10 protein-coding genes are annotated in these 12,455 nt (G+C 42.3%); 2 read left to right on the top strand and 8 right to left on the bottom strand.

Annotation, left to right across the window (positions count from 1 at the left end; translation table 11 throughout):
* Positions 1-81: 81 nt before the first annotated feature.
* From serC to T530_RS0108610, 5 genes are all read right to left on the bottom strand, one after another.
* Positions 82-1,218, bottom strand: coding sequence for a 3-phosphoserine/phosphohydroxythreonine transaminase (serC, locus tag T530_RS0108630; protein WP_027728663.1), 1,137 nt, complete (start codon positions 1,216-1,218; stop codon positions 82-84).
* A 154-nt stretch (positions 1,219-1,372) separates the two neighbouring features.
* On the bottom strand, positions 1,373-1,993 hold the full coding sequence (locus T530_RS0108625; protein ID WP_051537907.1) for a winged-helix domain-containing protein: 621 nt from the start codon (positions 1,991-1,993) through the stop codon (positions 1,373-1,375).
* 257 nt (positions 1,994-2,250) lie between these two features.
* Positions 2,251-3,030, bottom strand: coding sequence for a transglycosylase SLT domain-containing protein (locus T530_RS13970; protein ID WP_081773706.1), 780 nt, complete (start codon positions 3,028-3,030; stop codon positions 2,251-2,253).
* A 158-nt stretch (positions 3,031-3,188) separates the two neighbouring features.
* Positions 3,189-3,680 (bottom strand): hypothetical protein, encoded by a 492-nt coding sequence (locus tag T530_RS0108615; RefSeq protein ID WP_027728661.1) that lies wholly within the window; start codon positions 3,678-3,680, stop codon positions 3,189-3,191.
* 79 nt (positions 3,681-3,759) lie between these two features.
* Positions 3,760-4,206 (bottom strand): PTS sugar transporter subunit IIA, encoded by a 447-nt coding sequence (locus T530_RS0108610; RefSeq protein ID WP_009103194.1) that lies wholly within the window; start codon positions 4,204-4,206, stop codon positions 3,760-3,762.
* A 328-nt stretch (positions 4,207-4,534) separates the two neighbouring features.
* Between T530_RS0108610 and T530_RS0108605 the strand changes: the two genes are divergently transcribed.
* On the top strand, positions 4,535-6,115 hold the full coding sequence (locus tag T530_RS0108605; RefSeq protein ID WP_027728660.1) for a glucose-6-phosphate isomerase: 1,581 nt from the start codon (positions 4,535-4,537) through the stop codon (positions 6,113-6,115).
* Positions 6,116-6,319: 204 nt separating this feature from the next.
* The gene (locus tag T530_RS0108600) at positions 6,320-7,699 is read left to right on the top strand and encodes a sensor domain-containing diguanylate cyclase (RefSeq protein WP_027728659.1); all 1,380 of its coding nucleotides are present in this window, start codon (positions 6,320-6,322) and stop codon (positions 7,697-7,699) included.
* 269 nt (positions 7,700-7,968) lie between these two features.
* On the opposite strand, the gene T530_RS0108595 is transcribed toward T530_RS0108600, so the two are convergent.
* The 3 genes from T530_RS0108595 to gpmI form a co-directional block, all read right to left on the bottom strand.
* A complete protein-coding gene (locus T530_RS0108595) occupies positions 7,969-9,663 on the bottom strand; it encodes a SulP family inorganic anion transporter (protein WP_027728658.1) in 1,695 nt (564 codons plus the stop codon).
* Between the two features lie 269 nt (positions 9,664-9,932).
* Entirely contained in the window at positions 9,933-10,523 is a 591-nt protein-coding gene (locus T530_RS0108590; protein WP_252507360.1) for a TMEM165/GDT1 family protein, read from the bottom strand.
* A gap of 166 nt (positions 10,524-10,689) precedes the next feature.
* Positions 10,690-12,348, bottom strand: a complete 1,659-nt coding sequence (gpmI, locus tag T530_RS0108585) for a 2,3-bisphosphoglycerate-independent phosphoglycerate mutase (RefSeq protein WP_027728656.1) — start codon at positions 12,346-12,348, stop codon at positions 10,690-10,692.
* Positions 12,349-12,455: the final 107 nt, after the last annotated feature.

Below are 12,455 nucleotides of genomic sequence, written 5' to 3'. Positions count from 1 at the left end.
TTATTAGCCACAGATGGGACACAGATTTTCACAGATATTTTTTTTTATCTGTGTCTTATCTGTGTTTATCTGCGGCTATTTTTATTTATTTTCTTCTGCGAATTTCTTCATAAAGTCAACCAATGCCTTTACACCGTCAAGTGTCATTGCATTGTAGATAGAAGCGCGCATACCACCAACAAGGCGGTGACCTTTAAGGTTTACAAGACCAGCGGCACTTGCAGCCTTAACAAACTTGTCGTTGATTTCCTTTTCTTTTGCGGCAGCGGCTTCATCATCTGCGGCGTGGTCAGAGTATTTTGTAAGGAAAGGAACGTTCATCAAAGAGCGGCTTCCAGTCTGAGCTGTTGCGTGGTAGAAGTTTCCTTCGTTGCTGTCCAGGTAGTTGTAAAGGTAATCTGCCTTTTCCTTGTTGCGTTTAAGCATACCTTCAGCACCGCCGTTAGCTTCAATCCAGTGCAAAACCTTTCCAAGAACGTAGATTGTGTAGCAAGGTGGAGTATTGTACATAGAACCGTTGTCAGCGTGAGTCTTGTAAGCAAGCATGGTTGGAGTGCCAGGCAGGCAGTTTTCAGGTTCCGGAATCAAATCTTCACGGATGATTACAAGAGTAACACCGGCTGGAGCAAGGTTTTTCTGAGCGCCTGCAAAAAGCAGACCGAATTTTGTTACGTCCAGAGGCTCGCTCAAAACGCAGGAAGAAATATCAGCTACTAGAGGAATATCTCCTGTGTCAGGAATGTACTCGTAGTGAGTTCCCATGATTGTGTTGTTAAAACAGATGTAAGCGTAGTCGTAGTCACCGCTGATTTTTTCAACGCGTGGAATATAAGAATAGTTCTTGTCCTTGCTTGATGCGATTACATCAACTTCAATTCCAAGTTTTTTAGCTTCTGCTGCAGCTTTCTTTGCCCAAACTCCAGTTTCGATGTAAGCAGCCTTTTTATGCTTAATGCCAAGATTTTCTGCAACCATAGCGAACTGTGTAGAACCGCCGCCCTGAACAAAAAGAACCTTGTAGTTGTCAGGCACCTTCATCAGCTTGCGAACCATAGCCTCAGCATCTTCAATAATCGGTTCATAAGCCTTTGAACGGTGGCTCATTTCCATTACCGACTGGCCTGTTCCATTGTAATCCAGCATTTCTTTTGCACATTCGTTCAGAACTTCTTCCGGCAGGCAGCTAGGACCTGCGCTAAAGTTGTACACTCTTGACATCGTTTTCTCCTTTTTAGGTATTAGGTTTTAGGTTCCAGGAAGGAGGGGAAAGCCTTCCCCTCGCTCGCACTTCGTTGCTCGCTACCCCTTCTGCGGGGACACCCCGCAACGCCCCGGTCTAGAACCTGTAACCTAGAACCTAGTACCTTTAAATCTAACTTACTATTTTAAGTGCCGTTAGTACGGACACGTTTTCCACTTTTACATTGTCAGGTACTTTCAAAACTGTATCCGTCATGTTCACAATGCCACGGACTCCCGCCTTTGAAAGTTTTTCTGCCATTGACTGCGCGTTCTTAGAATCAACTGTCAGAACTGCGTACTCAATCTTTTCTTTTTTTATCACAAAGTCCATCTGGCTTGCAGGGTAGAGGGGGAAAGATGAGCGCAGGATTTCAACCCTGTAAAGGTTGGTGTCAAATCCCGCCTTAATCGCAAAACCGCTGTCAGAAAACATATTTTCATCCAGCAGGGCTGCTCCCAGCCTGTTTAATCCCACAATGCAGAGGTTTTTCTTAGGGCTTTCTTCATCAGCTTTAAGTTCAAGCTTTTCTTCCAGCTCTGCCTTGAGTTCAGCCGTAAAGTAGCCGTTTGATACACCTTTTTTCAAATCCATCAGCCAGAAGTCATGTCTGATAGTAGAATCCGTCCACCCCGTAAGAGCCTTAATCTCCTGCGAAGTGATTTTTTCCTTTGAAAAAGATTCAAGCAGCGTACAAAGCTGAATCATTCTTTTTTTCACAATTTCTGGAACTTGTGATTGTGATGACTGCATTATAGGTATCTCCTCTGTCAGGGACAATAATTTTTAATGATAAATTCAGCGAATTTGGCTTAAATAAGGCTGAATTTAGCGGAATTTGATAGTTATTGTTAAATATTTAACAGAATAAAAATAAGCTGAAGACAAAAAAAAAGCAAGACCGAAAAAAAACTAAAAAAACGGTCTTGCTTAAAATTAGGAGGCTGTCTTATAGAAACTTCAGATAGTCCGTTACCGGAGCTCTGGAGTTTCTTTTTGCGGTTTCCCGCTTATTTCTTTCCAACGTATGCTACAGTCAGATTAGGTGAAATCTGATTTTCAAAATAAGGTGTCACCTGTTCTTCAAAAAGCTGCTCAAGCATTTTCTGATACGCCAGAATTTTGCCGATATAATTTAATGTAGAGAGCGGAGTCTTATTAGATCGCACTCTGTTTGTTCCGGCATTGTACATTGCCAAAGCCGAAACTTCATTTCCTGCAGAACCCAAACAGAACTTCAAGTGTGAAAGTCCGTAGTAGGCGCTTTTTTCTGCATCGTAAAAGTCGCTTTCTGTAAGTCCAGGGAACGAATTACTGTTCAGCTGGAACAACCCGCGGTCAATCGAACTGTTAGCGTTACGATTGATAGCTTTTACGTTATATGAACTTTCTGTATGAGCTAAAGCAAAAGCCAGTGAAAGTGGAATATCATTTGCTTCGGCCTGAGAAAGTATAGCATTAGCTACAACTTTATTTCCGGTAATCTGATAGTAGAACCATTCTACTGCAGCTTTTGAAAGCGGCTGACGGTACAAAATCAAACCGTTATCAGTATTATCGTTGAGCTTTTTAACTGTGTATTCAGAAAAATAATCCTGAAACGCTAGTGTAAGCTCGTCTTCGGTTTCTTCCGAAAGATTAGCAAGAGTTATTGTTTCCTCTGCTTCGTTATTTTTATCCGCTGGTAAGAGGAAATAAACGAGAAGTGCTGCAACAACCAGGATAAGTCCTAAAGAAGCGGCAAACATTGAAGAAACTTTAAAGTTTGAATCATCGTTTCCGTACATCATCAGTTACCTTTCTTAATTGGTGTTCTTCGTCAGAACGATTTATATATTGCCATATTCGCAAAAAGAAATCAAGTGAATTTTAGTGAAAATTTCGTTTTTTTTATATTTTTTTTGGAATATATTTGCAAATAGTGTAATATTTCGCAAATAATGTAGTTTTATAGTACTACAACGTTTGATTTTGAAATATCTTCTGCCAGATTGAGAGCTTTGATGTCATCTGATTTTGTAAAATAAACATACTGCGCGTGTTTTACAGCCAGAGTTTCCATAAAATCTGCAGCTGCTTTTCCGGCAGAAAGTCCGTCTTTTAGTAAAGCTTCAGGGAGTAAAAAGCCTGCAACGCTTACGCAGTCTTTTACGCGGCGGGCTGCATGGTTCATCGCGTTAGTAAAAGCTTCTTTCTGAACTGGAGTCTCATATGGCCGGTCAATTTCTGGAATCAGGATTGCAAATTTGTTTGCTTCATCCAGGGCCTTAAGCTGGTCGCGGAGGTTTGCAAGGAATTCTTCGTTGTAAACTTCATCATCAAGTTCTACCTGTGACCATTTAATGCTGATTTTTTCAAAAGAGTCAGAGTCGGCAGGAGAATTGTCCTTAATCCAAAAGAGTTTATTGTTACTTACGTTAAATAAGGCTTCCAGTTTCATGCGCAGGAGTATAGCAAAAAAAAAGCCTTTGCGCAAATACGCAAAGGCTTGTGAAATTCATATTCAAAATGGCTGAAAACTATTCAGTAAGAATTCTGATAACTTCAGCTTTATCCTGAGTATTCAAGATTTCCTGACGTTTTTCAGGGCTCTTGAACAAAAGGCTTACTTCAGCAAGGAACTGAAGGTGTGGACCTGTCTTATTTACAGGAGAGAGTGTCATGATGAAAATGCGGCATGGCTCCTGATCCAATGAATCGAAATCAACAGGATTATCAGAAATACCGATGCAGGCAACCAAGTCTGTAACAGTATCTGTCTTTCCGTGTGGAATTGCGATTCCATGTTTCATTCCTGTAGACATTTTGCGTTCACGGTCAAGTACACATTCGCGTGCAGCGTTTTTATCTGTTACTTTTCCTGCCTTATAAAGCACTTCAAGCATCTCGTCTACAATTTCTTCTTTAGTTGTTCCCTTCAGGTGAAGGTTTACTGTGTCTGTTGTTAATACTGTTCTCAAATCCATACCTTTAATAGTATTTCTAGATAGTGAAGTTGTCAAGAAAAAACGGGTTAAAAATATATGAATTAAATTAAAAATAATTGTTATATAAAATGTCTTTTACCAAGTTTTAGAACAAAAATGGCTCCCGTTACGGTGTGTCTTGCGGACTGCGGGTGCAGGGTATAAGGAATCTGACTCGCTTCGCTCGCACCCTGCAATGCAGTCCGAATTCACGCCTTCACTCGCGCCATTTTTTCTTCCAAAATGTAGAATTTTCTTAATATTTCCTATATATTACTTTTACTTACGAGTTTTTCTCGACAAATCATTATTTATTTAGAGGCAATATATGATTAATTGGACAAATGCAGATTCACTTTCTGCCTGGAAAAAACTTCAGTCACTTAAAGGTATGGTTTCTGTTGCAAAAGAACTTTCATCTTCTGATGCAGCAAAACGCGTTGCTGACTATTCTGTAAAGATGGGCGGCGGTCTTACTTATAATTATGCTGCTAAACAGGTTAACGAACAGATCCTTAAAACTCTTGCAGAACTTGCAGACGAAGCTCAGCTTGTAGAAAAGTATCAGGATTTGCTTAACGGTTCTGTAATCAACACTGGCGAAAAACGCATGGTTCTCCACCAGCTTACACGCGGACAGCTTGGAAAAGACGTTGTTGCTGACGGTGTAAACAAACGTGAGTTCTATATCAACGAAGTAAAACGTATTGCTGATTTTGCTAATGACGTTCACTCAGGAAAACTTGTAAACGAAAAAGGCGAAAAATATACAACAGTTTGTCAGATTGGTATCGGTGGTTCTGACCTTGGTCCACGTGCTATGTACCTTGCTCTTGAAAACTGGGCAAAGAAAAACGGCACTTTCAAAATGGAAGCTCACTTCATTTCTAACGTTGACCCTGATGATGCTTCTGCTGTTGCAAAATCACTTGATTTGTCTAAGACAATTTTCATTCTTGTTTCTAAATCAGGAACAACTCTTGAAACCCTTACAAACGAAAGCTTTGTAAAAGATTACCTGAAAAAAGCTGGTCTTGATACATCAAAGCACATGATTGCCGTTACTTCTGAAACATCTCCTTTGGCTCACAACCCAGACTACATGGCAGCTTTCTATATGGATGATTACATTGGAGGCCGCTATTCTTCAACTTCTGGAGTAGGTGGAGCTGTTTTGAGCCTTGCCTTTGGTCCAAAAGTATTCCAGGAATTCCTTGATGGTGCTGCAGAAGAAGATAAACTTGCTTTGAATAAAGACATCACAAAGAACGCAGCTTTGCTCGACGCTTTGATTGGTGTTTACGAGCGCAATGTTCAGAACTTCCCTTCAACAGCAATTCTTCCATATTCACAGGCTCTCAGCCGCTTCCCTGCACACCTTCAGCAGCTTGATATGGAATCAAACGGAAAATCTGTAAACCGCTTTGGTGAGAAGATTAACTATGTAACAGGTCCTGTAATTTTTGGTGAACCTGGAACAAACGGTCAGCACTCATTCTACCAGCTCTTACACCAGGGAACTGACATTATTCCTTTGCAGTTCATTGCATTCAAGAAGAATCAGACAGGTGATGATGTTGTAATCGAAGGTTCTACAAGCCAGGTAAAACTCTGCGCTAACGTAACTGCTCAGATTATCGCATTTGCATGTGGAAAAACCGATGAAAACCCTAACAAGGCTTTTGCCGGTGAACGCCCATCAAGCTTGATTTACGGTGAAGATTTGAATCCAAAATCTCTTGGAGCTTTGCTTGCTCACTATGAAAACAAAGTAATGTTCCAGGGCTTTGTATGGAATATCAATAGTTTTGATCAGGAAGGTGTGCAGCTTGGTAAGAAGCTTGCTAAGACTGTTTTGAGCGGTCAGATGGATGGTGCTCTTAAGGCTTACGCAAGATTGCTGATTTAAGTAAAACAAATAGGAGTGTCTGGCTGTCATATTTAAGAGGCAGCTGGCGCGAGATATGAGGAGCGGCGAAGCCGGTCGGACGCGTAAGCGGACGACTGCGCGCTAGCAAACTCCGAATAGCGAATGGGTGAGGTATCTCGCCCATTTTTTTTTGAAATAATTTTTTTTGATAGATTTGAAAAATGGGACTATAATAATAGTAATATGGATTTTCAAGCTTTAGTAGACAGTTTTTCTCAGGCTGCAGTTGTTATTTCGGTAGAAAAAAAAGAAGAAGGTAAGTATGGCGATATCCGCTTTGTTGCCGGTAATTCTGGATATAAAGCTCTTCAACCGAATTTTTATGATAATGCAATTTACTCTGATATTATTCCAAAAGAACCCAATTATGAAGCCTTCTGTTATCGCTGTGCTGTTTTGAAGCAGCATCTGCATGCCTATGTTGATACAAAATCCATGGATACCTGGGTAGACGGCACTTACATTCCGCTTGATTCTTCTGTTGACACTGACAGGTTGAGCTACATGGTTTTTACATTTTACTTTACAAAAAATCCTGATGCCCAGCTTATGTCTGACCTTTCTATGGAATCTGCAAACTTTGTCGTACAGACTTGTATAAATCTTCGTGGTGCTGACAATTTTATTGAAGCAATGAACAAGGTTATTGCCGATATTCAGGAGAAAACTGATTCCTTCTGCTCCGTTATTTTTATGATTGATGAAGAAGCAGATAAGGTAGCTCCTTTGTGTTCTAAATACCGCAATGATGAAGCTACTATTGACGACTTTATGAAGTATCTTAGTAAGGATGTTGTTTATTCCTGGGTAAGAATGCTTAAAGATCGTGATTCTATTTTTGTAAAAGATGAGCATGATCTTGAGGAGCTTGAAAAAATAAATCCTGTCTGGGCAAAAAGTCTCAGGGGGGCTGAAGTAAAAAGTGTTGTTCTTGTTCCATTAATGCAGGGAAAAAAGATTATCGGTGTGCTTTTTGCTACTAATTTTGATGTTGAAAAATTCGTTGAAATTAAGGAATTCATAACTCTTACGGCCTTCTTCCTTTCTGCAGAGATTTCCAACAATCTGATGCTGGAAAAGCTGGAATATATGAGCAATATTGATATTCTGACAGGAATTAAAAACCGAAATGCAATGAATGCCCGGGTTGACTGGCATATTTCCCATAAAATGCAGGTTCGCACTCCTTTTGGAATTATTTTTGCCGATTTGAACGGCCTTAAAACCTGTAACGATAATTACGGTCACGAAGAGGGCGATAAGCTTTTGAAGAATGCTGCTAATCTCCTTAAGGAAGTTTTCCCGGATGATGAGATTTATCGTGCCGGCGGTGATGAATTTGTTGTAATTGTTCCGGGTGCGGAAAAAGCTGATTTTGAAAAGAAGGTTTCGGAAATCAAGAAAAAATCTTCTTATGGTAATGATGTCTGCTTTGCAATCGGTTCTCACTGGACAGAGGATGCAGGCAAGCTCCGCATGGCAATGCATCTTGCTGATGAAGCTATGTATGATGATAAGGATAAATTCTACAAGACTCATAATGAAGTAGCAAGAAGATGCTGAAATGATGCTGATTTTTATTGAGAATCCGCGTTTACCCGTGTTGTAAGAACCTGGGAGCGCGGATTTTTTATTTTAAATAGTCACCTGGTCGGAGAAATGAGCAGCGCGAAGCGGTTGCGGCAATTTTTGCCGCAACTGACCGTTAGGGAACTGCGAATTGCGACTTGGTGTTAAGACTGGCCTGTTCGGGCTAAAAATGAACTTTGCAATTGCGGTTTTTCCAGCCCGAACATCAGTTTTGACAAGCAAAACTGACACCTGCAATATTCCTAAGCTCCAACGATTGCTTTTGCTCGTTCAAGGGCGGCGTTGATGTTGTCGAAAATGTTTTCGCGGCCGATTTTGTCTGCCATGCCGGTTTTTTCGCAGAGCATGTATGGCTGGGTGTGGATGCCCGAAAGGATGATTGTGATTCCTTTGCGGTCGCAGGCCTGTTTGCACTGTTCAAGGGCACGGAGACCGCCGGCATCGATGTAAATTGTGTTGCGCATACGGAGAATCAAAACCTTGCAGTCTGAACCGGCGCGTTCTGTTGCATATTCGAACTTGCGGACTGTTCCAAAGAAAAGTGAACCGTCAACTTCGTAAACGAGAACACCTTTTGGAAGTTCAATCTGCTCTGTAGAGCCGTCGCCAAGGATTCCTGTTACAACGGTGCGGTTTCCGCTCTGAACTTCTGAAAGGTCAATCATTTTCTTGATGAAGAAGAAGGCAGCGAAGATGAGGCCTACGCCGATTGCATAAGTAAGGTCTACGAAAACTGTGATTAAGAAAGTTACTGTCAAAACTGTGATGTCTGATTTCTGTCCTTTAATAAGGGCGCGGATTGCAGGAATTCCTGCCATGTTCCATGCAACCTGAATCAAAACTGCTGCAAGGGCTGCCATCGGAATGTATTCAACGTATTTTCCAAAGCAAACCATAATCAAAAGAAGAACGACTGCGTGAATCATGCCTGCTACTGGTGTGCGTCCGCCGTTGTTGATGTTTGTTGCTGTTCGGGCGATTGCACCGGTTGCCGGAAGTCCTCCGAAAAGAGGACTGAGAACGTTTGCAATTCCCTGGCCGATAAGTTCGTTGTTAGAGTCGTGCTTTGTACCAATCATACCGTCTGCAACTACTGCCGAAAGGAGCGATTCGATTGCGGCAAGAACTGCGATTGAAACTGCTGTCGGGAATACAGTCTGAATTGTTGAAAGGCTGAGGGAAGGCAGGGCAGGAGTTGGAAGTCCTGAAGGAATCTTATAGCGGTCACCAATCAAAACTGTTTCGAAGCCGAAGCTTTTGTTCAAAATTACGTGAATTACAGTGGCTGCGATGATTACAATCAGTGAGCCCGGAATCTTTTTTGTTACCTTTGGCCACAAAAAGAGGGCTACAAGGCTGATGATTGCCATACACATTGAATATGGATTGATTGTGCCGATAGAAGCGGCGTAAACACTGATTTTTCCGGCGAAGGTTCCAGGCATTTTAAGATATTCTTTTCCGAGAACGTTCATAGGGAAGTTAGGGCTCATGCCGAAGAAGTCGCCGATCTGTCCGCTGGCAATTGTTACTGCGATTCCGGCTGTGAAACCAACTACGATTGTATATGGAATGAATTTTACAAGACCGCCCATTTTGAAGGCGCCCAGCAAAATCAGCATGATGCCGGCAAGAACGGTTGCGGTTGCTAGTCCTGTGATTCCAAGCTGCGGATTGTTTACGATTGCATAGATGATTACTGTGAAGGCACCTGTTGGTCCTCCAATCTGAACGCGGGTTCCGCCAAAGGCTGCAATACAGAAACCTGCGATGATGGCTGTGTACAGTCCTGTTTCAGGGCTGCAGCCGCTTGCGATTGCAAATGCGATTGAGAGCGGCAAAGCAACGATTCCTACGATGATACCGGCGATGAAGTCGGTAAGGAACTGTTTGCCACTGTAAGATTTAAGTGAATTTAATAGTTCTGGTTTGTACATAGTAGGAATAATATGATGTTTTTTGATGTTTTTGACAATAGACAGGAAATGTTTACAAATGCTAGTGTGTGCTTTCGGGCAGAACCGTAATTTGCTCCGCCGAGAATGCGGGAATACAGCTTGTTGTAAAATTAGCCACAGATACACACAGATAGGACACGGATTATCCTACAACTTGCGCCCTGCGCAAGTTAAGCAATGGTTGAGAGGATTTGGAAGTTGAAGAATAAGTTTTTAACCATTGCAAATCTGTGTCCCATCTGTGGCTATTATTTCATTAACAAAAGAATGCCTTCCCAGGCGGTCAAAATACCAAATACGAAGAAGAGGGCGAAGGAGATAAATTTCAGTGCCTTCTCCGGGGACTTTTTCTTCAGCAGCAGGCCTGCCAGCATGCCAAGGAAGTCTGCAAGGAAAAATCCAATCGAACAGGCAAGCCATACGATAGAGGCGCGGGCAAGGCCGTAGTTGGCGCCGAAAGTTACGGCGGTCAGCTGAGTTTTGTCTCCCAGTTCTGCCATAAAGAAGGTGCAGAAAACTGCAAGGGGGGCAAATCGGATTTTTGACTCGCCGCCTTCTTCCTCCTCATCTTCTTTTTTTAGGAGAGTGCTGAAGGCAAAATATAAAAAGGCAAGGGCGGCTGCAAACTTTACTGCCCAAAGCCATTGATTTAAAATCTGATTCAGAAAGCCGCCCGCTAAAACTGCAAGCGCGTTCAGGATGAGGATTGCCGCAAGAGTTCCGATTGTAATGTCGTGGATTTTATATTTTGAAGTTAGTCCAATCAGCATGAGCTGGGTTTTGTCGCCCATTTCTGCAATAAATTCTGTTGCCAGTACAGAAAAAAATAAAATTGCCATTTCCATAATAACTAATAATATGCCAGGTGGGGAGTGGGTGCGGCTCGCTAGTCTCGCCGCTTGAGACGTTTTATCGATGAACCTAAACGTCGCTGCAAGCAGCTTAATAAGTTCTTCGAACTTACGAACCACTGTTGCAGTTAAGTTTAGGTTCTTCGATTATCGTCTACTTCAAGTTGATGATAGACTTGTCATAATCTGTAGGTGGAACAAAGCCCATCAAAGTCATCAATGTTGCAGGCCAAGAAGAGATTCCTAAACCTTCATTGAGTTTTTCTGTATCATATTCTCCCTTGTACTCTGGGTCGTAGATGATACCTGGAACTGGGTTCAATGAGTGGCTTGTCTTTGGCTTTGGTTCGCCGTCAGCGCCCATAGCAACTGAACCGTCCTTCTTGTGCTCGTACATATCGTCTGAGTTTCCGTGGTCAGCTGTAAGACAGAGGATACCGCCTGCCTTTTCAATTGCTGCCTTAAGACGGCCAAGCTGAAGGTCCATACCTTCCATAGAACATACAACAGCGTTGAATACACCAGTGTGTCCAACCATATCGCCGTTAGGGTAGTTAAGACGAATGTGGTCATATTTTCCGCTTTCGATTGCTTCGATTACCTTGTCAGTAATTTCTGCACATTTCATCCATGGGCGCTGCTCGAAAGGAACAACATCTGATGGAACTTCAACGTATGTTTCAAGATTCTTGTCGAATTCACCAGGGCGGTTACCGTTGAAGAAGTAAGTAACGTGACCATATTTCTGAGTTTCAGAAATTGCCATAAGATGAACACCAGACTTTGTAAGATATTCACCCATTGTGCGGTCAATGCTTGGTGGGTTTACCAGGAACTGAGCCGGCTTGTGGTTATCACCATCGTATTCCATCATACCTGCATATTCAACAGCAGGGCGGCGTACGCGGTCAAAGTGAGGGAAGTTATCCTCTTCGAATGCAGCAGTAATTTCAAGAGAGCGGTCACCACGGAAGTTGAAGAAGATTACGCTGTCGCCGTCAACGATTGGACCAACAGGCTTTCCGTCTTTTGCGATTACAAACTCGTGCATATCCTGGTCGAGGAGGCCGGCGTTTTCATTGCGGTATGTGTTGATAGCTTCTGTTGCGCTTGCAAACTGACGGCCGTCAGCCAGAACGTGAGCGTGCCATCCGCGCTCTACCATGCTCCAGTCTGCACCGTAGCGGTCCATAGTGATGTACATACGTCCACCACCAGAAGCAATCTGATAGTCTACATCGCTGAATTCAGCAAGAAATTTTTCAAGTGGTTCAAAATATTCAAGAGCGCTTGTAGGAGGAACATCACGTCCGTCCAAAAGTGCATGTACGCGGAGAGTCTTAACACCCTCTTTGTGAGCCTGAGTAATCATAGCCTTAAGGTGATCAATGTGAGAGTGAACGTTTCCGTCAGAAACAAGACCAATCAGGTGGAATGTAGAGTTTTTATCCTGAACATTCTTTACAAGCTTCTTCCATACAGCACCTTCGAACATGCTGCCAGATTTAATTGATTCACCAACAAGCTTAGCACCCTGAGCAAAAACGCGGCCACAACCCATAGCATTGTGACCAACCTCAGAGTTACCCATATCATCATCAGTTGGAAGACCAACAGCAGTTCCGTGAGCTTTAAGTTTTGTGTGAGGGCAGTTTTTTGTGAACCAGTCCAGATACTTCATCTTAGAAGCCTTTACTGCATCACCTTCTTCATATTTACCATATCCAACGCCGTCCATAATTACCAGGACAACAGGACCACGACGACCTTTCCAGTTTGGATTTTTTTCCAAAGCATGCATTGTGTCTGCCATAAAAAATATCTCCTTAATAATCTTTACTCTTATTAAAACAAAACAATTTTAATGAAAACGGGGGGCTTTTACAATTAGTGAAAAAAAATACTGGTAATTCCAAAAAG

The sequence above is a fragment of the Treponema sp. C6A8 genome (genome assembly GCF_000619925.1).
GTDB lineage: Bacteria > Spirochaetota > Spirochaetia > Treponematales > Treponemataceae > Treponema_D.
This window is presented reverse-complemented; position numbering and strand designations above follow the sequence as displayed.

Coding starts and splice junctions, on each gene's coding strand:
- gpmI (WP_027728656.1), bottom strand. CDS start 12,348: ATGGCAGACACAATGCATGCTTTGGAAAAAAATCCAAACTGGAAAGGT.
- serC (WP_027728663.1), bottom strand. CDS start 1,218: ATGTCAAGAGTGTACAACTTTAGCGCAGGTCCTAGCTGCCTGCCGGAA.
- T530_RS0108605 (WP_027728660.1), top strand. CDS start 4,535: ATGATTAATTGGACAAATGCAGATTCACTTTCTGCCTGGAAAAAACTT.
- T530_RS0108595 (WP_027728658.1), bottom strand. CDS start 9,663: ATGTACAAACCAGAACTATTAAATTCACTTAAATCTTACAGTGGCAAA.
- T530_RS0108600 (WP_027728659.1), top strand. CDS start 6,320: ATGGATTTTCAAGCTTTAGTAGACAGTTTTTCTCAGGCTGCAGTTGTT.
- T530_RS13970 (WP_081773706.1), bottom strand. CDS start 3,030: ATGATGTACGGAAACGATGATTCAAACTTTAAAGTTTCTTCAATGTTT.
- T530_RS0108625 (WP_051537907.1), bottom strand. CDS start 1,993: ATGCAGTCATCACAATCACAAGTTCCAGAAATTGTGAAAAAAAGAATG.
- T530_RS0108610 (WP_009103194.1), bottom strand. CDS start 4,206: ATGGATTTGAGAACAGTATTAACAACAGACACAGTAAACCTTCACCTG.
- T530_RS0108615 (WP_027728661.1), bottom strand. CDS start 3,680: ATGAAACTGGAAGCCTTATTTAACGTAAGTAACAATAAACTCTTTTGG.
- T530_RS0108590 (WP_252507360.1), bottom strand. CDS start 10,523: ATGGCAATTTTATTTTTTTCTGTACTGGCAACAGAATTTATTGCAGAA.